Annotated in this window: 24 protein-coding genes and 1 tRNA gene; 12 read left to right on the top strand and 13 right to left on the bottom strand. The window is 68.9% G+C overall.

All coding sequences use genetic code 11. The features are described from left to right. Positions 1–62 precede the first annotated feature (62 nt). Positions 63–401, top strand: a complete 339-nt coding sequence (locus H4W30_RS13565; protein ID WP_192743169.1) for a hypothetical protein — start codon at positions 63–65, stop codon at positions 399–401. Here the strand turns inward: H4W30_RS13565 and H4W30_RS13560 are convergent, their stop codons facing one another. From H4W30_RS13560 to H4W30_RS13525, 8 genes are all read right to left on the bottom strand, one after another. Next, a complete protein-coding gene (locus H4W30_RS13560; protein ID WP_192744091.1) occupies positions 402–1,490 on the bottom strand; it encodes a zinc-binding dehydrogenase in 1,089 nt (362 codons plus the stop codon). Continuing rightward, positions 1,490–1,780, bottom strand: a complete 291-nt coding sequence (locus tag H4W30_RS13555) for a putative quinol monooxygenase (protein WP_192743168.1) — start codon at positions 1,778–1,780, stop codon at positions 1,490–1,492. The genes H4W30_RS13560 and H4W30_RS13555 overlap by 1 nt, the downstream gene beginning before the upstream one ends. After that, positions 1,777–2,370, bottom strand: coding sequence for a glycerol-3-phosphate responsive antiterminator (locus H4W30_RS13550; RefSeq protein ID WP_125785062.1), 594 nt, complete (start codon positions 2,368–2,370; stop codon positions 1,777–1,779). Before H4W30_RS13550 ends, H4W30_RS13555 begins: the two co-directional genes overlap by 4 nt. 18 nt (positions 2,371–2,388) lie before the next feature. Continuing rightward, complete coding sequence (locus H4W30_RS13545) at positions 2,389–3,951, bottom strand: FAD-binding oxidoreductase (RefSeq protein WP_192743167.1); 1,563 nt, start codon at positions 3,949–3,951, stop codon at positions 2,389–2,391. Further along, positions 3,948–5,618, bottom strand: coding sequence for a glycerol-3-phosphate dehydrogenase/oxidase (locus tag H4W30_RS13540; RefSeq protein ID WP_192743166.1), 1,671 nt, complete (start codon positions 5,616–5,618; stop codon positions 3,948–3,950). Before H4W30_RS13540 ends, H4W30_RS13545 begins: the two co-directional genes overlap by 4 nt. A gap of 32 nt (positions 5,619–5,650) precedes the next feature. After that, positions 5,651–7,126, bottom strand: a complete 1,476-nt coding sequence (locus tag H4W30_RS13535; protein ID WP_192743165.1) for an FGGY family carbohydrate kinase — start codon at positions 7,124–7,126, stop codon at positions 5,651–5,653. Next, on the bottom strand, positions 7,126–8,547 hold the full coding sequence (locus tag H4W30_RS13530) for an MFS transporter (protein WP_192743164.1): 1,422 nt from the start codon (positions 8,545–8,547) through the stop codon (positions 7,126–7,128). Before H4W30_RS13530 ends, H4W30_RS13535 begins: the two co-directional genes overlap by 1 nt. Before the next feature lie 130 nt (positions 8,548–8,677). Then, on the bottom strand, positions 8,678–9,646 hold the full coding sequence (locus H4W30_RS13525; protein WP_192743163.1) for a LysR family transcriptional regulator: 969 nt from the start codon (positions 9,644–9,646) through the stop codon (positions 8,678–8,680). Positions 9,647–9,765: 119 nt separating this feature from the next. Between H4W30_RS13525 and dnaE the strand changes: the two genes are divergently transcribed. Then, on the top strand, positions 9,766–13,284 hold the full coding sequence (gene dnaE / locus H4W30_RS13520) for a DNA polymerase III subunit alpha (protein ID WP_192743162.1): 3,519 nt from the start codon (positions 9,766–9,768) through the stop codon (positions 13,282–13,284). On the opposite strand, the gene H4W30_RS13515 is transcribed toward dnaE, so the two are convergent. Then, complete coding sequence (locus tag H4W30_RS13515) at positions 13,259–13,765, bottom strand: DinB family protein (RefSeq protein ID WP_192743161.1); 507 nt, start codon at positions 13,763–13,765, stop codon at positions 13,259–13,261. The genes dnaE and H4W30_RS13515 overlap by 26 nt on opposite strands. Before the next feature lie 54 nt (positions 13,766–13,819). Between H4W30_RS13515 and H4W30_RS13510 the strand changes: the two genes are divergently transcribed. The 8 genes from H4W30_RS13510 to H4W30_RS13480 all read left to right on the top strand — a co-directional run bounded on the left by H4W30_RS13510 (position 13,820) and on the right by H4W30_RS13480 (position 18,687). Next, complete coding sequence (locus H4W30_RS13510; RefSeq protein WP_192743160.1) at positions 13,820–14,593, top strand: aminotransferase class IV family protein; 774 nt, start codon at positions 13,820–13,822, stop codon at positions 14,591–14,593. Between the two features lie 14 nt (positions 14,594–14,607). Continuing rightward, complete coding sequence (locus H4W30_RS13505) at positions 14,608–15,195, top strand: short chain dehydrogenase (RefSeq protein ID WP_192743159.1); 588 nt, start codon at positions 14,608–14,610, stop codon at positions 15,193–15,195. After that, positions 15,192–16,193 (top strand): methyltransferase, encoded by a 1,002-nt coding sequence (locus H4W30_RS13500; protein ID WP_192743158.1) that lies wholly within the window; start codon positions 15,192–15,194, stop codon positions 16,191–16,193. The genes H4W30_RS13505 and H4W30_RS13500 overlap by 4 nt, the downstream gene beginning before the upstream one ends. Before the next feature lie 33 nt (positions 16,194–16,226). Further along, complete coding sequence (locus tag H4W30_RS13495; RefSeq protein ID WP_192743157.1) at positions 16,227–17,027, top strand: metalloregulator ArsR/SmtB family transcription factor; 801 nt, start codon at positions 16,227–16,229, stop codon at positions 17,025–17,027. A 5-nt stretch (positions 17,028–17,032) separates the two neighbouring features. Next, entirely contained in the window at positions 17,033–17,632 is a 600-nt protein-coding gene (locus H4W30_RS13490; protein ID WP_192743156.1) for a dihydrofolate reductase family protein, read from the top strand. A 114-nt stretch (positions 17,633–17,746) separates the two neighbouring features. Beyond that, positions 17,747–18,349 (top strand): nucleotidyltransferase domain-containing protein, encoded by a 603-nt coding sequence (locus H4W30_RS13485; RefSeq protein ID WP_225949506.1) that lies wholly within the window; start codon positions 17,747–17,749, stop codon positions 18,347–18,349. After that, a complete protein-coding gene (locus tag H4W30_RS43700; RefSeq protein ID WP_225949317.1) occupies positions 18,342–18,494 on the top strand; it encodes a hypothetical protein in 153 nt (50 codons plus the stop codon). The genes H4W30_RS13485 and H4W30_RS43700 overlap by 8 nt, the downstream gene beginning before the upstream one ends. Beyond that, complete coding sequence (locus H4W30_RS13480; RefSeq protein WP_225949316.1) at positions 18,472–18,687, top strand: hypothetical protein; 216 nt, start codon at positions 18,472–18,474, stop codon at positions 18,685–18,687. The genes H4W30_RS43700 and H4W30_RS13480 overlap by 23 nt, the downstream gene beginning before the upstream one ends. A 25-nt stretch (positions 18,688–18,712) precedes the next feature. Here H4W30_RS13480 and H4W30_RS13475 read toward each other — a convergent pair. Continuing rightward, positions 18,713–18,786, bottom strand: a tRNA-Leu gene (locus H4W30_RS13475). A 125-nt stretch (positions 18,787–18,911) separates the two neighbouring features. Here H4W30_RS13475 and H4W30_RS13470 point away from each other — a divergent pair. After that, positions 18,912–19,133, top strand: a complete 222-nt coding sequence (locus H4W30_RS13470; RefSeq protein WP_005165704.1) for a DUF3618 domain-containing protein — start codon at positions 18,912–18,914, stop codon at positions 19,131–19,133. Between the two features lie 3 nt (positions 19,134–19,136). Here H4W30_RS13470 and H4W30_RS13465 read toward each other — a convergent pair whose 3' ends face one another. Both H4W30_RS13465 and H4W30_RS13460 read right to left on the bottom strand, forming a co-directional pair. Then, positions 19,137–19,544, bottom strand: coding sequence for a hypothetical protein (locus tag H4W30_RS13465; protein ID WP_192743154.1), 408 nt, complete (start codon positions 19,542–19,544; stop codon positions 19,137–19,139). A gap of 233 nt (positions 19,545–19,777) precedes the next feature. Continuing rightward, complete coding sequence (locus tag H4W30_RS13460) at positions 19,778–20,335, bottom strand: TetR/AcrR family transcriptional regulator (RefSeq protein WP_192744090.1); 558 nt, start codon at positions 20,333–20,335, stop codon at positions 19,778–19,780. A 121-nt stretch (positions 20,336–20,456) separates the two neighbouring features. Between H4W30_RS13460 and H4W30_RS13455 the strand changes: the two genes are divergently transcribed. Further along, positions 20,457–21,917, top strand: coding sequence for a flavin-containing monooxygenase (locus H4W30_RS13455; protein WP_192743153.1), 1,461 nt, complete (start codon positions 20,457–20,459; stop codon positions 21,915–21,917). A gap of 129 nt (positions 21,918–22,046) precedes the next feature. On the opposite strand, the gene H4W30_RS13450 is transcribed toward H4W30_RS13455, so the two are convergent. Then, complete coding sequence (locus tag H4W30_RS13450) at positions 22,047–22,517, bottom strand: helix-turn-helix domain-containing protein (protein WP_126732732.1); 471 nt, start codon at positions 22,515–22,517, stop codon at positions 22,047–22,049. Positions 22,518–22,690: the final 173 nt, after the last annotated feature.

Genomic DNA, 22,690 nt, shown 5'->3' with positions numbered 1-22,690 from the left:
AAGGGCGAATCGGACCTCCGGGTCGTGGCACGATGATCAGATGACGAACTTCCGAAAGGGCCATGCCGCGTAGATCGCCCGCGCGAGTCCGCCAAGGGCTGTCGCCGCGCCACCCGGCCGAATTCGGTGAGGGTTTCTCGCCCGCGCTCGCCGCCGAACTCGCCAAGCTCGAACGCTCCCGGAACTATCTCGGGCCCGGTGCGATCCGGACCGCGCTGCGTCTCTGGCGTGAGTTCATCGCGAACCCATACCGGCGGCTTCGGGTCGACAGCGAAGGCTGCGGTGTCTGGGAATGTTGCGGTGATCCCCGGCAGGCGAGGGAAATGCTCGAAGGCGTTGTGCTCGCTCTCCCGGCGAGACTCGCCAAGGAGATGCGAAGGCATATCGCTCCCGAACCCTGATCAAGGAAAGGTGACCACCTGCCGCACCGCGGCGCCCCGCCGCAGCCGGTCGAATCCCGTGTTGATCTCCTCCAGCCCGATCCGGTGCGTCAGCAGCGCCTCCACGGGCAGCAGCCCGGCCTGGTACAGGGCGATGAACCGGGGGATGTCGCGCCGGGGGACGCACGAGCCGAGGTAGCTGCCGCGCAGCGTCTTTTCCTCGGCCACCAGGCTTTGCGCGGGCAGTGCGAGCTCGGCGGAGGGATGGGGAAGGCCGACGGTGACCGTGGTGCCGCCCGGCCGGGTCGCCCGGTACGCCTGATGCAGGGCGGCGACCACGCCGGTGGTGTCGACGGCGTGATCGGCGCCGCCGTCGGTGAGTTCCTTGATCGCCTCGACGTCGCCTTCGAGTGCGTGGGTGGCGCCGAGGGACAGCGCCAGCTCGCGCTTATCGGCGACGAGGTCCACGGCCACCAGGGTCGCCGCGCCGGCGGCCTTCGCGGCGAGGAGCGCGGCGAGGCCGACGCCACCGAGACCGAACACGGCGACGCTGTCTCCCGGCCGTACGTCGGTCGCGTTGAAGACGGCGCCGGCGCCGGTGAGCACCGCGCAGCCGAAGAGGGCCGCGACGTCGAACGGCAGTGTGTCGTCGACAGCGACCACCGAACGCGCCGAGACGACGATGTGCTCGGCGAACGCGGAGACGCCGAGGTGGTGCCCCGGCCGGTCGTCGGGGGAAGACCAGCGGGTACCGCCGCCGAGCAGGGTGCCGTTGCGGTTCGACTCGGCCGCCGGACCGCACAGGGCGGGCCGTCCGGTGAGACAGGGGCGGCAGTCGCCGCAGGAGGGCACGAACGACAACACGACATGCTGACCCGCCGTGAAACCGGTGCCCTGCCCCGCCTCGACCACCTCGCCCGCGGCCTCGTGTCCCAGGACCATCGGCAGCGGCCGGGGCCGTGAGCCGTCGATCACCGACAGATCCGAGTGGCACAGACCGGCGGCCCGCACCCGGACGAGCAGCTCACCCGGGCCGGGCGGCTCCAGCGTCATCGTCTCGATCTCCAGCGGGCGGCCGACTTCGCGGAGGACCGCGCCCCGGACCCGCATCACCGGGCACTCCCGGCGGGGACACAGGTGGTGACCTGCCGTTCGGCCAGCAGCGGCACGACCTCGCCGAGCACGATCCGCCGGAAGTGCTCCGACTCGCAGTGCGCGGTGAAGTCCCGTTCGGACTCGTACTCCTCGACGATCACCACCACTCCGTCCTCGGTTCCGGAGTGGACGGTATAGCTGACACATCCGGGCTCACGCCGTGAGGCGGCGGCCATCGGCTCCAGTAGTTCGAGGACGCGGTCCCGGTGCGCGGTCACGTACCGGGCCACCACGACGAAGCTCATTTTTCTCCTGCGCTCAGCTGGGACCGGGTCAGCGACCACAGCCCCGAATCGGACGACGCGGCGCCCAGTGCGCCCATCGCGAGGGAATGCGCCACCCCGGACCGGTCGGTGACGAAACCGGCCGCCACGAACGGCGACATGACTTCACGGGCCTGCGCCGACATCCAGGGGATGATCGGCGCGGGCATGAGTTCCACCAGGTCGGGACGGCTGCGTTTCACCGCTTCCAGGCTGCGGTTCAGATTCGACCGGTCGGTGACGAACACCTTGTGCATCGTGAGCATCGACAACGTGCGCGCCCGTTCGATCGGGGCGACCCGGGTGCTGACCACCCCGGTCGCCCCGATCTCCTGGAGGAAGTCCACGCCGCCGCGGTCGGTGGCGAGGCCGGGACAGGAATCGATGTTGACGAAGAGGACCTTCTCCAGTCCTGTCAGCACGGGCACGATCTTGGCCAGCTGCCCGACCGGGACCGCCGCGAGGATGCCGACGCGGGACGCCGAGTTCGCGAAGTCGCCCACCTTGGCGGTGCCGACCACCGACGCGCAGACCGGGACGTCCGCGAACGCCGCCGTGATCCTCTCGTTCATACGGTCCACAGTGGTCGATCAGCTCGTGGAGTCAAGGGGGTTCGGCCCGAAGTCACTGGGCAGCCCGAGTTTCCCCGGGTTGAGCAGGCCCTGCGGATCGAGGGTCCGCTTCACGGCGACGAAGGTGTCGAAGCCCGTGCCGAGCGTGTCCGCGAGATACGGCCCGCGAAGCAGACCGGAACCGTGGTGGTGGCTCAGCGCGGCACCGTGGCGCACGAGTACGGCGTTGGCCGCGTCCCACGCCGAGCGGTACCAGTGCCGCCGCTTCTCCGGCTCCACGTCACCGCGCAGCGAGAAGTACAGGCAGGCGCCGTCGGTGTAGGCGTGGGACTGGTGCGCGGACGCGGCCAAGGTGCCGGGAACGGCCTTGATCGCGGCGACGACCTCGTCGTAGATCGCGGGCAGCGCCGACCACGGCCCGGCCATTTCGAGGGTGTCGGCGACGAAACCGGGGCCGGGGGTGAATCCGTCGGCGGACTTGCCGACCAGCATCCGCTCGTCCAGCCAGCGCTCGAACAGCGCCGGACCGTCCAGTTCGGACCCGGTGGCCGCGCAGACCTCGGAGCTGACCCGGAGCATCGCGTCGACCAGCACCGGGTCGCCCTCGTCGGCGATCAGCAGCAGATTGGTGTCCGGCAGGCCGAAATGCGTTCCGCTTTCCAGCTTGTCGTAGAGCCGCATCGCGGCCGGGGTCGCGCCGCGCTGCATGATCAGACGGCACGCCTCCAGTCCCTCGGCGAAGGTTTCGAAACCGTAGGCGACGGCCTTGGCGTACTCGGGCAGCGGATGCGTGCGCAGCCGCACGGAGGTGATCACGCCGAGCGTGCCCTCCGAACCGACGAACAGCTGGCGCAGATCGGGGCCGGTGGCGGCGCGCGGGTAGTCGCCGAACCGCGCGAGCGTGCCGTCGGCCAGCACGACGTCGAGGCCGACGACCATGTCCTCGATCTTCCCGTAGCGGGTGGAGAGCTGACCGGCGCCGCGGCAGGCCACCCAACCGCCCACAGTGGACAGTGCGAACGCGGACGGCCAGTGCCCCGTGGTGGCACCGTGCGTCTTCTGCAGTTCTGTTTCGAACAGGTCGCCGAACATCCCGGCCTGCACGTCGACGATCTGGGAGTCCGCGTCGAAGGACAGGATCCGGTTCAGCCCGCAGACGTCCAGCACCACCCCGCCGAAGACCGGGAGCGCCGCGCCGGTGACGTTGCTGCGCCCGGCGGACACGGTCAGCGGCACCCCGTGCTCACCGCACAGCCGCACCACGGCCTGGACCTGCTCGACCGTGCTCACCTCGGCGATCACCGCGTCCGGGGTCGCCGGATTCCCCGCGGTCTCGCCGATCATCGAACCGGCCCACCAGTCACGGGTGCGCAGCACGACCTCGTCGTGGTCGGTGTGCACCGCGTCCGCGACGCCCCGCAGCGACTCGGTCAGCGCGCCGGGCACGGCGACGGTGGTCGTCTGCAACGAGGCCGCGCCTCGTCCGGGCGGCGTGCGGTCGCCCCAGCGCGGCGGTGTCGGCGCGCCGACCACGTACTTGCCCCGGTTGAACGGGTGGGCGATGGCCTGGCTGCTGATCATGCGTCGTCTCCCAACAGAATCGACTTCTCCCGGGCGACGTCCGCCCGATAGTCCTCCACTTGCGCGGTCACGGTCTCCTGCGACAGCCCGAGTTCGGCGCCGAGCAGTTCGCCGACGAGCGGCGCGGCCTCGGCGGAGGCGTCCCTGGCGAACAACCGCAGCCGGGTGCGCCGGGACAGCACGTCGTCCACCGAACGCGCCATTTCCGACCTGGCCGCGAACACGACCTCGGCCTTGAGATGCGGCTGGCCGGGGATGAGCGGCTCTCCGAGTGCGGGGTCCTCGTCGACGAGCTCGCTCACGAAACGGGCTTCGGTGCCGTAGCGGCCGCCGAGATGCGCGGCGATCCCGCCGGTCGCCGCGGTGGCCTCGGCGTCGTATCCGGCGCCGCCGAGCAGAGGCAGGTTCTTGGTGCGGCAGCGGGCTTTCCGACCCAGCAGGCCGAGGGCCTTGTCCACGACGAGTTCGCCCATATGCCTGCTGGTGGTGAGTTTGCCGCCGGTCACGGTGACCATGCCCGAGGCGACGGTGATGTGGTGATCGCGCCGCATGTCGAGCGTGGTGCCTTCGGAACCGCCGACGAGCGGCCGCAGACCCGCGTAGCTGCCCAGCACGTCTTCGGGACCGAGCTTCGTGTCGAAGGCGATCGTGGCGCCTTCGAGCAGGAACTCCATTTCGTCGCGGGTGCAGTGCACGTCGTCGGTCGGGCCGTCGTAGTCGGTGTCGGTGGTGCCGACGACGACCACGTCACCCCACCGGGTGCAGGTCGCCCGCCTCGCCCGGCCCGGGATCGGGACCGTCACCGTGCAGTCGTTGCGGATCTTGGACCAGGGCAGCACGATGTGGACGCCCTTCGCTGGGCGCACCTGGGGCCGGTGCCCCGCGGAGGCCATGCCGTCGACGCTGTCCGCCCACACCCCGGTCGCGTTGACGACCACGCGGGCCCGGACGTCGATCCGCTCGCCGTCGGCTTCGACCGTCGCACCGGTCACCCGTCCGCCGGCGGTGCGGAGGCCGGTCACTTCGGCGCCGTTGACGACGACCGCGCCGAGCCGGGCCGCGCTGCGCACGATCGCGAGGGTCAGCCGGGCGTCGTCGGCGCGGCTGTCGTAGTACATCAGCCCGCCGCGCAGATGGTCCGCGCGCAGCGTGGGGGCGTGCGCCAGCACCTCGTCGACCGTGAGCCGCTGGTGCAGTTTGCCGATCCGCCAGCCGCCCGCGAGGTCGTATGTCCACAAGAGACTCTCGAAGGCGCGGGCGATCCTGGCGTCGAAAACGCCGTCCTTCGCGAGGATGGGGAACAGGAAGGGCAGGCGCTGCACCAGATGCGGGGCGTTGCGGCGGAACCGCTGACGCTCCAGCAGGGAATGCCGGACCAGATCCAGGTTGCCCTGCTCGATGTAGCGCAGCCCGCCGTGCACCATCTTGGACGATTTGGACGACGTCCCCGAGGCGAAGTCGTCCCGTTCGACCAGCGCGACCGACAGGCCGCGGGAGACGGCGTCCAGCGCGGTGTAGGCGCCGGTGATCCCGCCGCCGATCACGAGCAGGTCGAACTCTCCGGTGTCGAGTCCGGTCAGCGCGGTGCGACGGTCCAGCCGCAGTGGCGCCGAGGGGGTCGCTCCCGCGACGACGGCGTTGGGCCGCCGGGACGGCAGTGTGAACATCGAGAAGCCTTTCCGGTCAGAACAAGGGGTTTTCACGACAGCGAGACGGCGAGCACGTCTTGCCAGCGCGCCCGCAGTTTCAGCCGGTCGGTTTCGGCGAGGCCGGGTTCGAAGATCCGGTCCGGTGGCCGGTGGGCCACCGCGTCGGCCAGCGACGGCCACAGCCCGAGTCGAGTGCCGGCGAGGTAGGCGGCGCCGCGCAGGCTGGCGGTCGCCGAATCTGCCACCCGCTCGATGGTGAGACCGGTGAAGTCGGCCTGGCTCTGGAGCAACGCGTCGCTCGCGGCCAGCCCGCCGCCCACCCGCAGATGTGTCATCGGCCGGTCCATGGTCGTCCGCAAGGCGTCGACGGTGTCGCTCACCGCGTGGGCGATCCCGTCGATCACCGCGCGGGCCAGGACTTCCCGGGTGGTCGCCAGGCTCAGCCCGGCCAGCACACCCCGCGCTTCGGGCCGGAGCACCGGCGTGCGCAACCCGGCGAGCGTCGGCACGAACCAGGTCGCCTCACCACTCGGCTGGGTCGCGGCCAGCGCGCTGACCTCGGCAGCCGAGGTGAACAGGCCGAGATCCTCGGTGAGCCAGCGCAAGGCCGAGCCGGTGGTCGAGGTGTAGGCCTCGAGGCTGAACCGGCTGTGGCCGCGGCTACGCCAGGCGACCAGGCACAGCACGCCGTCGAGGCCACCCACCGCCTCGGGCGGTTCGTCACCGGCCAGCGCGCCGACGAACGTGCCGGTGCCGTGGACGCAGGTGCCCTGGCCCGGCGACAGCGCGCCGAGCGCGATCAGCGAGGCGTGCTGATCGCCCATGACCGCCGCGATCGGGACGCGGATGCCGAGCAGTTCCGGGTCCGTGTACCCGTAATCGCCGTCGTCGTCCTGCGGCGGCGGCGCCAGCTCGGCGGGAAAACCCAGTGCCGCCAGCCATTCCTGGTCCCACGCGTGCTCACGTAGCCGGTACCCGCCGAACGCGACGGCGTTGGTCGCCGAGATCGTGAACCGCTCGCGGCCGCTGAGATGCCACACCAGCCAGGTGTCGACGGAACCGAACAGCACCCGCTCCGCCGGGACGTCCAGCCGTTCGAGTTGCCGTGCCGCCCACAGGAACGGGGCGCGTGTCCCCACCGGGCGTCCGGTCGCCTGCCACAGGTGCCGATCCCACTCCGGAGCGAGCTGCGCCAGCTCCGCGGCGTAACGGCTGTCCTGCCACACCACGGCGGGGGCCAGCGGGCGTCCGGTCTCCCGGTCCCACAGGACGGCCGTCGCCCGCTGGGTGCAGATCGACATGCCCGCGATCTCCACGCCGTTCTCGGCCGCCCACGCCACCGCTTGACGGGCGACGTCGAGTGTCCGGTCCAGCAGCTGCATGGCGTCCTGTTCGACCTGCGCCGGTTCGGGGTGGCTCACGTCGATGGAGGTGTAGAAGGAGGGGCCGCTCCGGCCGTCCTCGCCGACGACGGCCGCCCTCGTGCCGGTGGAACCCTCGTCGACCGCCAGGATCCCGCGCCGCATCAGGCGCCCCTGAGCTTGAGGTCGATCGTCTCGTCGTCGGGGTCGATCCCGCTGCGGGTGGGATCCCAGCGCACGATCAGGCACGAGACCAGGCCGAGGAACGGCACCACCGCGAGCAGGGCGATCGTCGGCCCCAGGCCCATCGCCTCCTTGATCTGCGGGAACACGTACAGCCCGATGACACTGCCGAAGCTGCCGAGCATCCCGGTCACGCCGGTGCCGAGCGTGCGGATGTCGCTGCGGTAGGACAGCGCCGCGATCGACTTGCCGTTCGCGCCCGGGCCTGCCGAGTGGAAGAAGATGAACAGGAACGGGAGCAGGAAGCCGACGGCGATGGGCAGTTTCCCGAAGCCCAGCCCCATCACCAGCAGGATGGCGAACGCGAAGGCGTAACCGATGGCGGAACTCGTCCGGAGCCCGATCTTCCTGCCGACGTACGCCGAGAGCGCGCCGCCGATGATCCCGGCGATGTTGAAGATCATCGAACCGAGGGTCGCGGTCTGGAACGCCTGGCCGAAGATCGCCAGGCTGATCACCGGCAGGTACCACCCGACGGCGAAGTACTGCATCGACTGCGTCAGCGAGATCGCCGTGGACAGGAAGGTCCGCGGCAGATACGGCTTGCGGAACAGCACCCCCGCGTGCCGGAACCCGATCTTCTGTTCCGTGGCGGGATCCGGCCCGCTGCTGGTCCCCGGGGTCACCTGGAAACCGTAGATCCGGCGGAGGCTGACCGCGGCTTCGGCGAGCCTGCCCTTGGCCGCGAGCCACGACGGGCTCTCGACGAGGAACATCATCTGCAGGACCAGCAGCACGATCGCGAAGACACCGGCCGAGCCGACGGAGCATCGCCAGATCCCCGCCCCGGCGTCGAGGTGGAAGAACACCAGCGTCAGCCCCAGGTTCACGGTGGTGGCGACGTACCAGACGGACTGCCAGAGGTTGAGCCGTCCGCGCAGTTTCGCGGGGGTGTACTCGGCCAGCATGGCCATCGCGACCGCGAAGTCGATGCCGTAGGCGACACCGACCAGGCCGCGACCGAACCACACCTCGCCGAAGCCGCCCGCCGTCGCCGTCAGCACGGCGCCGATCGCCGCGATCGCCTTGGCGGCGATGAGCGGCTTGACGCGTCCGATCCGGGCGGCCAGCCAGCCGCCGATCGGGTTGAACAGGATGGCGACCGCGGGCGCGGTCGCGGTCAGCACGCCGACCTGGGTGGAGCTGAGGCCGAGTTCCTTGATCATCGGCGACAGGCCGGCGCCGAGCGCGGCGTTGGAGTAGGCGTCCAGGAAGAGGCCGCCCAGCACGAGATACCACAGCAGATTCGCCTTGCGCGGCAACCTCGAGAGGCTGTTGATCAGCGCCGCCACCTGGGAAACGTTCGAGATCGAGCCTGTCGGGCTGAGCGTCGATGAACTCATGGACCGCCAACTTTCTGCGCTGGCTGTCAGCGATCCGACACAAAAAAACAGACACGACGAAGACCGCTGACAGTGGCTCTTCGTCTGTGCCTGTCTGAAGGGAGAAGAGTAGATCCCGATCCGTGGCCCGTCAAGACAGTGCTTTGTCCGGCCACAAAGGACAGTTGTCGGCCGCGCTCATCGCCTCCCGGTCCGACACCGGGAGCCACTGCCGCTCCGCATCGAACGGCCGGTACGCGGAGCGGACGTGCTCGATCAGCAGCCGCAGGGTCGGGTGCCGGTTCTCCAGCCGCCACAGCAGGGAGAACGGATACACCGGCGTCGGGTCGACGAGCGGGATCTGGACGACGTCCGGATGCCACGGCACGTGCATCTTCGCGCCGACGAAACCCAGCCGGTCCGTCGACTCGCTCAGCACCTCGATGTGGTGTTCGAGCCCGAAGTTCGGGCCGTCGGTGTCGACCAGGATGCCGAACTCCGGGCACAGTTCCTGCCAGAACTCCGCCCATTCGCTGGCCCGCGCGTTGTAGGGCATCCACGCCGTCAGGCCGGCCAGCTCCGCCATCGCGACCCGGCGCCGCCGTGCGAACGGATGCCGTCGCCCGACCAGCAGGTTCGCCGGTTCCAGATAGGCGGGCGTGCGGCCGATCCCCGGGGACGGCACGGTGCTGACGCGGGCGAAGGCGGCATCGACGGACTCGGGCAGCAGGGACCGGCGGTCCGCGCCCAGCCCGGGCGTGACGAGCTCCAGTTCGTCGTCGTGTTCGGAGTGGAACGCCCGGATGACCTCCATGGTCGCCAGCCGCGTGCCGAGGACGTCGACGCGCAGCGCCCGCCGCCTGCCGTGGAGGCGTTCGACGGCCTGGTCCGCGAGGCTGATCAGCGCGCGGGCGTGGGTGAGGAACTCCTCGCCGTCTTCGGTCGGCTCGGCCCCGCCGCGTGTCCGTGACAGCAGTCGCACGCCGAGATCCGACTCCAGCTTCGCGACGCGTTTGGAGATCGCCTGCTGGCTGATCTCCAGCCGGATCGCCGCCTCGCTGAAGTACCGGTCGTCGGCCACCGCGACGAACGCGCGCACCGCGCCGAGATCCAGCTCCACTGTGCCTCCCTACAACTTCTGGTTGTCGACGGACGCGTGTCGCTTGTTGGACAACACCGGCACACCAACGGTCCAATCGCCGCGTCGGACCGGAATCGTACAACCGTGGGGAGTGGCCGGTGGACTCCTTCGTGCACCTGCACGTTCATACCGAGTACTCGATGCTCGACGGCGCGGCCAAGATCGCGCCCCTGTTCGCCGAGGCCCAGCGGCTGGGCATGCCCGCGGTGGGCATGACCGACCACGGGAACATGTACGGCGCGGACGAGTTCTACCGGCAGTCCGTCCAGGCGGGACTCAAACCGGTGATCGGCATCGAGGCCTACCTCGCGCCGGAGTCCCGTTTCCACAAGAAACCGGTGACCTGGGGACGGCGCGGCGACGGCGGCGACGTCTCCGGTGGCGGCGCCTACACGCATATGACCTTGCTGGCGGAGAACGCGACCGGGTTGCGGAACCTGTTCAAGCTGTCTTCGCTGGCCAGCCTGGAGGGTTACTACCGCAAACCCCGGATGGACCGTGAACTTCTCGCCCGGCACCACGAAGGCATCATCGCCACCACCGGATGCCCGTCGGGCGAGGTGCAGACCAGGCTCCGGCTCGGGCAGCCCGGCGAGGCGATCCAGGCGGCGTCGGACTACCGCGACATCTTCGGCGCGGACGACTTCTTCCTCGAACTGATGGACCACGGGCTCCCGATCGAACGGTCCGTGCGGGACGGGTTGCTGGACATCGGCCGCAGGCTCGGGCTGAAACCCTTGGCCACCAACGATTCGCATTACGTCACACGGGACAAGGCCGCCGCGCATTCGGCGCTGCTGTGCGTCCAGTCCGGCAAGACCCTCGACGACCCCGGCCGATTCAAGTTCGACGGCGACGGCTACTACCTCAAGTCCGCGGAGGAGATGCGGGAGTACTGGGACACGGAGGTCCCTGGCGCGGCGGACTCCACGCTGCTCATCGCCGAACGGATCGAGCCCTACGACGACGTCTACCGGCACGTCGATCGCATGCCGGTCTTCGAGGTTCCCGACGGGCACGACGAGGAGTCCTGGCTGCGCGAAGAGGTCGCGGCCGGGCTGCGCCGCCGTCTGCCGGACGGTGTTCCCGAGGCGTACTTCGCCCGCGCCGACTTCGAGATCGGCGTGATCGCCGAAAAGGGCTTCCCGGCGTACTTCCTGATCACCGCCGACCTGATGAACCACGCGCGCCGCGTCGGCATCCGCGTCGGGCCGGGCCGCGGCTCGGCGGCGGGCTCGCTCGTGGCGTACGCGCTCGGCATCACCAATCTCGACCCGATCGACCTCGGGCTGCTCTTCGAACGGTTCCTCAACCCGGAGCGGGTCTCCATGCCGGACATCGACATGGACTTCGACGACCGGCGCCGCGGCGAGATGATCCGGTACGCCACCGACAAGTACGGCGCCGAGCACGTCGCCCAGGTGATCACCTTCGGCACCATCAAGACGAAGGCGGCCATCAAGGACGCCGCACGCGTCCACTATGGACAGAGCGGGTACGCGATCGCGGACCGGATCTCGAAAGCACTCCCGCCACCCGTCGCGGCGAAGGACATCCCGCTCGCCGGGATCGTCGAGCCGGACCACGAGCGGTACGCCGAAGCCGCGGAAGTCCGCGCCCTGCTGGAAGGCGACGGCGAGGCGGCCAAGATCTTCGAGACCGCGCGCGGGCTCGAAGGCCTGATCCGCAACGCCGGCGTCCACGCCTGCGCCGTCATCATGTCGAGTGAACCGCTGCTCGATGCGATCCCCTTGTGGCGGCGGGACGACGGCGCGGTCATCACCGGCTGGGACTATCCGTCGTGCGAGGCCATCGGCCTGCTGAAGATGGACTTCCTCGGCCTGCGGAACCTCACCGTCATCGGTGACGCGCTCGACAACATCAAGGCCAACCGCGGCGAGGAGATCGATCTCGACACGCTCGGCGTCGAGGATCCGGCGACCTACGAACTGCTCGCCCGCGGCGACAGCCTCGGTGTCTTCCAGCTCGACGGCGGCGCGATGCGGGATCTGCTGCGCAGGCTGAAACCGACCGGATTCGGCGACATCATCGCGGTGAACGCGTTGTACCGGCCGGGGCCGATCGCGATGAACACGCACAACAACTACGCGGACCGCAAGAACGGCAGGCAGCCGATCGAGTCGATCCATCCCGAGCTCGCCGTGCCGCTGCGCGAGATCCTGGCCGAGACGCACGGCCTGATCGTGTACCAGGAACAGATCATGCGGATCGCGCGGGACGTCGCGGGCTACTCGATGGGGCGCGCCGACGTGCTGCGCAAGGCGATGGGCAAGAAGAAGAAAGAGGTACTGGAGAAGGAGTTCGAGGGCTTCCGCGACGGCATGGTCGCCAACGGCTTCTCGCGCGAGGCCGTGCAGGCGCTCTGGGACGCGATCCTGCCGTTCGCCGGCTACGCGTTCAACAAGTCCCACGCCGCCGGCTACGGCCTGGTCGGCTATTGGACCGCGTATCTGAAGGCGAATTACCCGGCCGAATACATGGCGGGCCTGCTGACTTCGGTGGGGGACAACAAGGACAAGTCGGCGGTCTACCTGTCGGAATGCCGTCGGCTGGGGATCAAGGTGCTGCCGCCGGACATCAACGAATCGGGGCTCCGGTTCTCCGCGGTGGGGGACGCGATCCGGTTCGGGCTGGGCGCGGTGCGCAACGTCGGCGCGAACGTCGTCGACTCGATCATCAAGACGAGGCGGGAGAAGGGGAAGTACGCGTCGTTCACCGACTTCCTCGACAAGTCGGAACTGGTGGCCTGCAACAAACGCGTCATCGAATCCCTGGCCAAGGCCGGCGCGTTCGATTCGCTCGGGCATACGCGGCTTTCGATCCAGCGGGTGCACGAGGACGCGGTGGACGCCGTGGTGCCACTGAAGCGCAAGCAGGCGATGGGGCAGTTCGACCTCTTCGGTCCGGGTGAGGAGAGCGACGACGGCACCTCGCCGCTCGCGCACCTCAAGCTCGGCGTCGAGGAGTGGCCGCGCAAGGAATTGCTCGCGCACGAACGGGAGATGCTCGGGCTGTACGTGTCCGCGCATCCGCTCGACGGCGCCGAGCACGTCCTGCGGGCGCACGCGCCCCGGCCGATCGCGGCGATCCTCGACAACCCGCCGCGCGAGGGTGAACTGGTCGTCGCCGGGATCGTCACGTCACTGGAGCGGCGGGTGAACAAGAAGGGTGAGCCGTGGGCGATCTGCACGATCGAGGATCTGGACGCCGCGCTCGAAGTGCTGTTCTTTCCCAAGGCGTACGCGCTGTTCGCGGCGGATCTCGCCGAGGACGGCGCCGTCCGCGTCAGCGGCCGGGTGAACTGGCGGGAGGACAAGATGTCGGTGTTCGGCGGCGGTCTCGTGCCGCTCGATCTCTCCGCGGCGGGCGACGGGGAGCCGCCGCTGACGCTGCACGCGACCGCCGAGCGGCTGACCGAGGACGCGATCCTCGAACTGAAGCGGACTTTGCTGGCGCACAAGGGAAAAACCCCGGTCCGCGTCGAACTCGCCGGGACGGTGTACGCGCTCGACGACTATCCGGTCGACGTCAGTTCGATGCTCCTGGGAGAGCTGAAGTCCGTTCCCGGCATCACGCCGCGCGCCGCTGCAACCTGAGTTGCCCGATCTCCGAGACGTTCTTCATCAGTTCGGAGTTCACCCAGGCGACTGTGTGGGCGAAGGTCAACCCGGCGTCCTCGCCCCACGGATAGGCGGAGGGTGCGTCCAGGTCGGTGTCGGTCAACCGGTCCAGCACCGCCAGCCATTCCTCGCGAAGACCGCGCAGCCACTCGATGGTGGAATCCTCGCCGGGCCAGGTGATTTCCTCGCGCTCGCGCGGAGTTCGACCGTTCGCGTGATCCAGCGCGACACTCCACCACCAGCCGATATGCCAGGTGAGCCAGGCGATCGTGGGGACCGGGATCGGGTCGGGTTCGGTGTCGGCCCAGTCCGGGGTGCCGTCCGGCCGGATCGTCCAGCACCGGGCGGAGGGCTCCCAGCGGAAGTCCGCCGGTTCGAGATCGGCGAGGTGGTAATCGAACAACGACCAGGTCAGATCGAACTGCCAGCGCGACAGCTCGGTACGCGATGCGGACACCCGCGGGATCCTTCCGCCGGGACACGGCGCCCGCAACCGGATTACGGTGCGGGCATGAGTCCTCATGTCGCGCAGCTGAACGGCCGGACTGCGACCGCCGAAGAGCTGGCGCCGCTCGCCTTCGCCGGTTTCGCGCACTTCACGGCCATGCAGGTGCGGGACGGCCGGGTGCGCGGTCTCGACCTGCACCTGGACCGGCTCCGCACCGCCTCGCTGGAGCTGTTCGGCGACGCCCTGCCCGACGACCGGATCCGTTCGTATATGCGCGAGGCACTGAAATCCGGCCCGGCGGACGTCTCCCTCACCGTGACGATCCACCTACCGGGTGACCTCGAAGTCCTGGTGCGCACCCGGCCGCCGGCGTCCGGTCCGGCGGGGCCGCTGGCATTGACGGCCGTGGAACACGAGCGCGCCCTCCCCGCCTTCAAACACACCGGCGAGATGGCGAAGACGTACTACCGGCGGCAGGCCGTCGGCGAAGGGTTCGACGACGCGGCGTTCGTCGACCGCCGGGGCAGGCTGAGCGAGGCGACGATCTGGAACCTCGCGTTCTGGGACGGCGATACGGTGGTGTGGCCGGACGCCGACCTGCTGGCGGGGACCACGATGGGCGTCGTCCAGCGGCGGCTGGGGGCGCTCGGTGTGCCGCAACGGGTCCAGGAGGTCACGCTCGCCGCATTGCCGGGGCTCGCGGGCGCGGTGGTCATGAACTCGTGGACACCGGGGATCGCGGTCCGCCGGATCGGCACGACGCCCCTGCCGGAAGCGCCGTCGTTCGTCACGGCGCTGCACCGGGCTTACGAAACCGAACCACTCACTCGACCTTGAAGGGAAAGACGCCGATGAAGATCCTCGTGATCGGTGCCACCGGGACGATCGGAGCCGCCGTCTCGTCGGCACTCACCGCGCGCGGGCACACCGTGCTCCCCGCGTCCCGCTCCGGTGAGATCAAGGTGGACGTCGAGCAGCCCGCCACGTTCGACGCGCTCTTCGCCACCGAGCCGGGGATCGAGCACGTCGTGTGTTGTGCGGGGAGCGGCTCGCTGGTGCCGGTCGACGGCGGTACCGACGAAGAGTTCACCCGGGGGCTGCAAGGAAAACTGCTCGGTCAGGTCTTCCTGCTGCGGCGCGCGATCCCGCATCTGCCGGACGGCGGCTCGGTCACCTTGACCGCCGGCCGGATCCCGGAGACGTTGCGCGGCAGCGCTTTCGGCGTCCTGACCAACGCCGGTCTCGAAGCGTTCGTCGCCGCGGCCGCGCGCGAACTGCCGCGCGGCATCCGGGTCAACGCCGTCAGCCCCGGCTGGGTGAGCGAAACCCTCGCCGCGCTCGGCGAGCCGGAAGGCGGCACCCCGGCGGCCGACGTCGCGCGGAGCTATGTCGAGGCCGTGGAGAACGCGGGCCTCACCGGACGCACGCTGACCCCATGAGTGACAAGGACAGACAGGAATTCCTCCGGCTGGCCGGGCTCGCGACGCCGATGGCGCTGCGGGTCGCGGTGACCTTGGGGCTGCCGGACAGGTTGTCCGGGCCCGGCTCGGCCGTCGACGATCTGGCGGCGGAGCTGGGCCAATCCCCGCTCGCCCTCGGCCTGTTGCTCGGACATCTCGCGACCCTCGGCGTCGTCGAGGCGACGCCGGACGGCTACCGCACCACCGAGTACGGCGCGAAACTCCGCGCCGACGCCGGAAACGGGCTCGCCGGGCTCCTGGACATGAACGCCGCCGGCGGGCGGGGCGAACTGGCGTTCATCGAACTCGCGCACAGCATCGCCACCGGCGAGGCGGGCTACATCCGCCGCTACGGCAAGGACTTCTGGACCGATCTCGCCGAGCACCCCCACCTCCGGGAGACCTTCGACCGTCAGATGACCCAGCGGTTCCTGACGCAGGTGCCGCGATTCGTCGCCGGATTCGACTGGTCCCGCTTCGGCACGCTCGTCGACGTCGGCGGGGGTCATGGCAGCCTGCTCGCCGCGATCCTGAAGGCCAACCCCTCGATGCGCGGCCGGCTCGTCGACCTCGCGCCGACCGCCGCGGCCGCGGAACGGGAACTGCGCGCGCAGGGCCTCGAAGGCCGTGTCGAGGTCACCGCGGGCAGCTTCTTCGATCCGCTCCCGGCAGGCGCGGACGCGTACCTGCTCTCCGACATCCTTCACGACTGGGACGACGAGCACGCCCACCGCATCTTGGCGCGCTGCGCGGAGGCGGCCGGGCCCGGCGGCCGGGTCCTCGTCATCGAGGCGGTCGGCGGGCTCGGGGCCCAGACCGAGTGGGACCTGGTCATGCTCGTGCTCTACGGCGGCCGCGAGCGACGCCTCGACGAACTTCGCGACCTCGCCGCCGCGCACGGTCTGGTCTTCGACTCCGTCAACACGCTGACCGAGGAGCGAAGTCTCCTGGAGTTCCATCCCAAAGATATTCCTTGACAAGAATATTCTGCCAAGTGAATACTTCTCGGCATGGAGCAGATCGCAGCGGCACTGGGAGACGGAGCCAGGCGGCGCATCGTCGAGCTTCTCGCCGAGCGGCCGAGATCCGTCGGTGAACTCGCCGAGCTGACCGGCCTGCGGCAGCCGCAGACCACGAAGCACCTGCAGACCCTCGCCCGCGCCGGCCTCGTGACGGTCTTCCCGCTGGGGCAGCGCCGGGTCTACGCCGTCGAAGCGGGCCCGCTGAAGGACTTCGAAGGACGGCTGCGGGCGCTGATCGCCACCATCGAGGCGAACGAAGGCGAGCGAGACGTCCTCGCGCGCTATCAGGCCGCGATCTCCGCGGACACCGCATCCGCGAACCAGGATCGGTGGGCGGACGGCCGGGCGTTCACGTTCGACCGTCTGCTCGCCGCGCCACCGGACGCCGTCTGGCGGCATTGGACCGAACCGGCGCTGCTCGCGTCCTGGTGGGCGCCGCCTTCGATGACCGTCACCGACTGCGTCATCGAGCCGCGGGCCGGGGGACGGGCCGTACTCGACTACCGCGACGCGGAAGGGCGATACCGCTCCATGGGCGAGGTCCGCGCCGCGACCGAACCCGAACACCTCGAATTCGACCTCTCGGTGCTGGACGCCAAGGGGGACACCTTCTTCACCGGTCACTACGACCTGAAGTTCACCGAGGCGGCGGGTGGAACTCGGCTCCGGCTCGACCTTCGCATCACCGAAACGACCGTCGAAGCGGTCCCCTTCATCGCCGGCATCGAAACCGGCTGGGGTCAGGTGCTCGACAACCTCGCAGCTCAGCTCACCCAGGAAAAGGACTGAACGACATGACGAACCCGACCGGCCGCCGCGTCACCGCGAACATCAGCCTCACCCTCGACGGTCACTACAGCGGCCCCGGCGGCCCAGGTGACCTGGGCGCGATCGTCTCGTACGCCACCACCGACGTCGCCCGCGCACACCTCGCGCGTATCCACGAGACGGCGACCACCGCGGTTCTCGGCAGGCTGAACGCCGAGGGCTTCCTGGGCTTCTGGCCGACCATCGCCGCCGACGAGAACGCCGACCCGCGCGACCGCGCCTACGCGAAGTGGCTGGTGGACGCCGAAAAAGTCGTCTTCTCCACGACCCTGACCGAAGCGCCCTGGGACCGCGCCCGCGTCGTGAACGCTCCCGTCGCTGACGTCATCACCGACCTGAAGGCGGACGGGGAAGGCGACATCCTGGTCAACAGCAGCGCCAGCGTCATCAAGGCACTGCTCGCCGACGACCTGATCGACCGGTTGTACCTGATGATCTGCCCCGAGATCACCGGCGGCGGGCAGCGGCTGTTCGCCGACGGCCTGCCCGCGTCGAAGTGGGCGCTGGCTTATCAGGAGGTCGGGGAGCTGGGGGAGATGGCGCTGGTCTACGACCGGGCGCGGTGAACCGGTTTCCGGCAGCTCCCTTTATTATAAGACAGGTATATGTACTATAGTTGGCAATCCGGTACTATAGTTGTCGTTCTCGGGAGTCAGGCAGTGGACTTGAGTCGGCCGTTGATGACGGTCACCCCAACGCTCGACGGCGACGTGCTCGCCGCCCTCGCCGGCCATGACGGCATTTTCACGACAGGGCAGTTGCATCGCCTACTGGCCAGGCATTCGGAGGAGGGGATTCGCAAGGTGCTGCGGCGCCTGGTGAAGCAGGGCGTCGTGGAGTCCGACCGGGTCGGCAACGCCTTCACCTACCGGCTCAACCGCGATCACCTCGCTGCGGAGCACATCGTCGCGCTCGCCCAGGTGCGGAAGACCCTCCTGGAGCGCATCGAGGACCGTCTGGAGTCTTGGCAGGTCCCGCCGGTGTACGCCGCGGTATTCGGCTCGGTGGCACGCGGGGAGGCGACGGAGGACAGCGATGTGGACCTGCTGTTGATCCGGCCCGAAGACGCCGACGCCGACCGTTGGGAAACACAGGTCGATGAATTGGCGGTCGAGGTGACCCGCTGGACCGGCAATGACACCCGTCCTCTGGAGTTCACCGAAGCCGAACTCGCCGGCAGGGCGTACGACGAGGCTGTTCTGCGTGACGTGGCACGAGATGGGCTGACCGTGGCCGGGAGCCGGGCGTGGCTGGCCGGTCATCTGCGAAAGAGAAATGGCTGACGTGCGGATCAGGAAATGCGACGCGAGCGTTCAGCGAGGGCGGCTGCACAAGGCGACCCAGTTCAACGATGCGGCGGACATGATCCGTGAACTCGCCGACGAGCACGAGGACATCGCCGACGTTGGGCGAACACGCGCAGGGTGAGAACCACGACGAAGCGATCGGTTTGCTGGCTCGGGCCGACAAGGACATCGCGAAGCACCTGAGAGCCTTGCTCAAACTGAAGACCAAGGCGGGCTACAGCCACACCCCGGCCACGGTCGACGAGTTCAAGCGTGCGGGCCGGGCGGCCGAGGCACTGGTCGAAGCAGCTCGCCGGGTGGCCACCGCACGCTGAGGCCAAGTGTCTCGAACAGGTTGGGTGGGCCCGGAGAGACTCGAACTCTCACTGGCACGGACCTAAACCGTGTGCCTCTGCCAATTGGGCTACGGGCCCCCAGTACTGCCCCGAAATCGTAGCGTGCGACACGATCCGCGTTTCTCGGCGTGGCCGGTGCCACGGTACGGGGTGGCGTCCTCTAACGTGGGCTTCCAGCAAGTCCGTCGCGGCGAGGAGGACACGTGGCTCGCGATCCCGAGACCATCGAGCGTGAGATCGAGCAGGCCAGGAACGCGCTGGTCGCCACGCTCGACCAGCTGGGCACGAAGGCGAACCCCGCGAAGCTGGTGGATTCCGCGAAGACCGGTCTGCGCGCGAAGCTGGACGAGCCCAAGGTGAAGTACCCGCTCATCGGCGGGGCCGTGCTGATCGGCGTGCTGCTGATCCGCAAACTCCTGAAGTAGGTCTCAGGAGGTCTGGGCCGCCTTGGCGGGTGTCTTGGCGGGCTCGGCCTTCTCCTTGGACTTCGCCTCGTCAACGGCCTTCGGGAGCTCCTTGCCCTGCGGCACCGGCGGCTTGGCGGCCTTCTCCTTGGCTTTGCCGTTCGCCGGCGGAGGAACCTCGAGCGGCTCGATCTCCGGAAGCGTGAGCCTCGCCGTCATGTAGGCGGCGGTGAACTCGAGCGCACTGCCGTTGAGCAGGTGCACCACCGTCGAATGTTCCGGCGGGGACAGCTTCTCGACCAGCTGGTCGGCCCGGTCCCGTGCCGCGATGATGCCCGGCGCGCGACCGGTCAGTTCCTTGCCGGAGCCGCTGACCGTTATCTTCCAGTCGCCGTCCTCCTGGACGTACGACGCGGTGATCGGTTCGGTCATCCGCCTCACCCCTCTCCTCGCGAGCATGCGTCACTCAATGGACTCGGTCACGCCGCCGTCATGACGCCACTTTCGGGTGGTGGCGCCCCCTCCTGGCGGAGGCCGCGACTGTCCATCAGACTTTCTACAGTGTCATCGATACAGTAGGACAACTCTGTGTCACAAGACACTGGCGGCAATGTGCTCTGAGTGACGACCGAATGGCCTAATGCACGAGCATCTTCACAGTCGTTTCAGCGGGCCCGCGCGGACAGGCCTGACCAGAGCACATCCATGGCGTATCCGGTGGCCGTCTCGGGGCTGACGTCCTCGTGCCGTTCGCACCAGATCGCGAGCCGCTCGCACGCCCCGACGACGAACTCCGCGGACGCCTCGGCGCGGAGGTCGTCCCCCGCGTCGAAGTAGTCACCCATCAGTGCGGCGATCAGGTCGGTCTGCTGTCGCCGGGTCTGCTCGATCTCGTCGGCGGCGCCGGTCCCGATCAGGGCCATCTCGTGGCGGAGCAGCGACCAGGCCTGCCGTCGCTCCCGGATGAAGACGAAGAAGGCGAGCAGTCCGCGCCGCAGCGCGTCCTCGGCGGACGTCGCGCCGACGGTCGCCCGTTCGGTGACCTCGCGCAGTGCCGCCCGCGACTGCTGGATGCAGGCCAGCAGCAGTCCCTCTTTCGAGTTGAAGTACTCGTAGAGCATCGGCTTGGAGACCCCGACGCGTTCCGCGATGTCGTCCATCGACGCCGCGCTGTAGCCGCGTTCGGCGAAGACCTCTTCAGCGATTTCGATCATCTGCCGCATCCGCTCTGCTCGTGGCATGCGTTTGCGCTTCGCCGTCGTCACCACAACACTCTACCGAAGGTAACCTACTTCGAGTAAGGTGGACTTCCGGTAACAGGTAAAGCGAACGAGAGGTCGGGTCATGGGCAACCGCACCGAGACCGGTGTCGTTATCGTCGGAACCGGCTTCTCCGGGCTGGGCATGGCCATCCAGCTGCGCAAAGAGGGCCGCGAGGACTTCGTCATCCTGGAGAAGGCAGACGACGTGGGCGGCACCTGGCGGGACAACACCTACCCCGGCTGCGCCTGCGACATCCCCTCGCACATGTACTCGTTCTCGTTCGAACAGAACCCCGGCTGGTCCCGCGCCTACTCGCCGCAGCCGGAGATCTGGCAGTACATGCGCGACGTCGCCGCGAAGTACGACCTGCACCGCTTCATCCGCTTCGGTCAGGAGATGACCGGTGCCCGCTGGGACGCGGACGAGAACCGCTGGCACGTCGCCTCGAAGTCGGGCGACGAGTTCGTCGCGCCCGCGCTGGTCGCCGGGGTCGGCGCGCTGCACCTGCCCCAGATCCCGAAGCTGCCCGGGATCGAGCGCTTCAAGGGCCGCGCCTTCCACTCCGCGCAGTGGGAACACGACTACGACCTCACCGGCAAGCGCGTCGCCGTGGTCGGCACCGGCGCCAGCGCGATCCAGTTCGTGCCACAGATCGCGAAGGACGTCGCCGAGCTGACGCTCTTCCAGCGGACGCCGCCGTGGATCATGCCGAAGCCGGACCGCGAGATGCCCGAGGCGCTCCGGAAGACGTTCAGCTCGGTGCCGCTGCTGCAGCGTGCCTTCCGCGACGTCCTCTACTGGGGTCTCGAAGCCCGCGCGATCGGCTTCAACGGGCAGCCGTGGGTGATGAAGATCGGCCAGCGCATCGCGAAGCGCAACATCCACAAGAGCGTCAAGGACCCGGAGCTGCGCCGGAAACTGACGCCGGACTACACCATGGGCTGCAAGCGGGTCCTGGTCTCCAACGACTACTACCCGGCGCTCGCGCGGGACAACGTCGACGTCGTCACCGACGGCGTGAAAGAGGTCCGCGAGCACAGCGTCGTCGACGGCGCCGGCGTCGAGCACGAGGTCGACGCGATCATCTACGGCACCGGATTCCACGTCACCGACGCCTTCGACGATCTGGAGATCATCGGCCGCGACGGGCGCAACCTCGGCAAGGAGTGGGCGACCGAGGGCATGCGGACGTATCAGGGCATCACCGTGTCCGGGTTCCCGAACCTGTTCTTCCTGCTCGGCCCGAACACCGGGCTGGGGCACAACTCCGTGGTGTTCATGATCGAAGCGCAGATCTCCTACGTCGCGCAGGCGCTGCGGCTCGCCCGCGGCAAGGCGCTCGACCCGCGGCCGGAGGCGCAGGAGCGCTTCAACACCGAAATCCAGCGCAAACTCGCGAAGGGCATCTGGACCCAGGGCGGCTGCAAGAGCTGGTATCTCGACGCGAAGGGCGTCAACCGCACGATCTGGCCGGGCTTCACCTGGCGGTACTGGCTCGACACCCGCAAGGTGCGCCGCGAGGACTACGAACTCCTCGGCTGAGCCGGGAACGCGCGTGAAGGCCCCCTTCCCTCGGCTCAGCCGAGGGAAGGGGGCCTTCACGCGAAGAGGGGGAGGTCCGTGAAAGCCAAGATGGGGGGCATGGCTCTCACGGACCGGGGAACGCCGCGCTCATGAGGGGTTGAGCCGGCGAAGCCTTCCGATGAGATCGACGGTGGGGATGCCGCAGAGTTCGGCCATCCGTTCCAGCGCCGCGAGGTCGAGATGGACTTCGGCGGAGCCGTTGTCACCCGAGCGTTTGAGCCGGTCGTCGGCCCACCGCCGCAGGGGGAGCAGTTCCTCCTGCTCGTCCTTGATCACCTGGCGCAGGTCGATCCGGACGCGGCCCGGTTCGTCCACGAACACCCGGCGATGCACCTTGGCCAGCAGATCCTGTGGCAGCTCGTCCATCGCGACGCACAGTTCGACCAGCCGCACCACGGAACAGTGCCGGGTGCCCAGCTCGTAGGTCGCCAGCGTCTGGAGCGAGATCTCGCTCTGCAGATGCTGGTTCAGTTCCTTGCGTGTCCAGCCACGTTTACGGCGGAGCTTGCGGAGCTCGTCTCCGAGTATCCGCTGATAGCTCTCAGCGTCGATCAGCACTCCCCATCCCCTGCCTTGCCAACCTTCTCCACCGCCCGCCCCGTGTGACAAAACCGGGGACGAGCGCGCTCACGTGTATGAAAGTCGGCAGGGTCGCCGCTCTTACGCGGTTTCGGGGGTGCTTTTCCTATCGATTTTGGCCCGCTGGGCCGAATGGGTGAAGGAAAGGGCGT

This window comes from Amycolatopsis roodepoortensis (genome assembly GCF_014873915.1).
Taxonomy (GTDB): Bacteria; Actinomycetota; Actinomycetes; order Mycobacteriales; family Pseudonocardiaceae; genus Amycolatopsis; species Amycolatopsis roodepoortensis.
Note: the sequence above shows the minus strand (reverse complement) of the source record. Positions and strands in the feature narration are given on the sequence as shown.

Bases quoted from the DNA above. Each gene is read 5' to 3' on its own strand.
- H4W30_RS13510 (WP_192743160.1), top strand. From the start codon at position 13,820: ATGAGTCCTCATGTCGCGCAGCTGAACGGCCGGACTGCGACCGCCGAA.
- H4W30_RS13545 (WP_192743167.1), bottom strand. From the start codon at position 3,951: ATGATCAGCAGCCAGGCCATCGCCCACCCGTTCAACCGGGGCAAGTAC.
- H4W30_RS13560 (WP_192744091.1), bottom strand. From the start codon at position 1,490: ATGCGGGTCCGGGGCGCGGTCCTCCGCGAAGTCGGCCGCCCGCTGGAG.
- H4W30_RS13465 (WP_192743154.1), bottom strand. From the start codon at position 19,544: ATGACCGAACCGATCACCGCGTCGTACGTCCAGGAGGACGGCGACTGG.
- H4W30_RS13555 (WP_192743168.1), bottom strand. From the start codon at position 1,780: ATGAGCTTCGTCGTGGTGGCCCGGTACGTGACCGCGCACCGGGACCGC.
- H4W30_RS13530 (WP_192743164.1), bottom strand. From the start codon at position 8,547: ATGAGTTCATCGACGCTCAGCCCGACAGGCTCGATCTCGAACGTTTCC.
- H4W30_RS13500 (WP_192743158.1), top strand. From the start codon at position 15,192: ATGAGTGACAAGGACAGACAGGAATTCCTCCGGCTGGCCGGGCTCGCG.
- H4W30_RS13490 (WP_192743156.1), top strand. From the start codon at position 17,033: ATGACGAACCCGACCGGCCGCCGCGTCACCGCGAACATCAGCCTCACC.
- H4W30_RS13505 (WP_192743159.1), top strand. From the start codon at position 14,608: ATGAAGATCCTCGTGATCGGTGCCACCGGGACGATCGGAGCCGCCGTC.
- H4W30_RS13550 (WP_125785062.1), bottom strand. From the start codon at position 2,370: ATGAACGAGAGGATCACGGCGGCGTTCGCGGACGTCCCGGTCTGCGCG.
- H4W30_RS13460 (WP_192744090.1), bottom strand. From the start codon at position 20,335: ATGCGGCAGATGATCGAAATCGCTGAAGAGGTCTTCGCCGAACGCGGC.
- H4W30_RS13565 (WP_192743169.1), top strand. From the start codon at position 63: ATGCCGCGTAGATCGCCCGCGCGAGTCCGCCAAGGGCTGTCGCCGCGC.
- H4W30_RS43700 (WP_225949317.1), top strand. From the start codon at position 18,342: ATGGCTGACGTGCGGATCAGGAAATGCGACGCGAGCGTTCAGCGAGGG.
- H4W30_RS13485 (WP_225949506.1), top strand. From the start codon at position 17,747: ATGACGGTCACCCCAACGCTCGACGGCGACGTGCTCGCCGCCCTCGCC.
- H4W30_RS13455 (WP_192743153.1), top strand. From the start codon at position 20,457: ATGGGCAACCGCACCGAGACCGGTGTCGTTATCGTCGGAACCGGCTTC.
- H4W30_RS13535 (WP_192743165.1), bottom strand. From the start codon at position 7,126: ATGCGGCGCGGGATCCTGGCGGTCGACGAGGGTTCCACCGGCACGAGG.
- H4W30_RS13495 (WP_192743157.1), top strand. From the start codon at position 16,227: ATGGAGCAGATCGCAGCGGCACTGGGAGACGGAGCCAGGCGGCGCATC.
- H4W30_RS13540 (WP_192743166.1), bottom strand. From the start codon at position 5,618: ATGTTCACACTGCCGTCCCGGCGGCCCAACGCCGTCGTCGCGGGAGCG.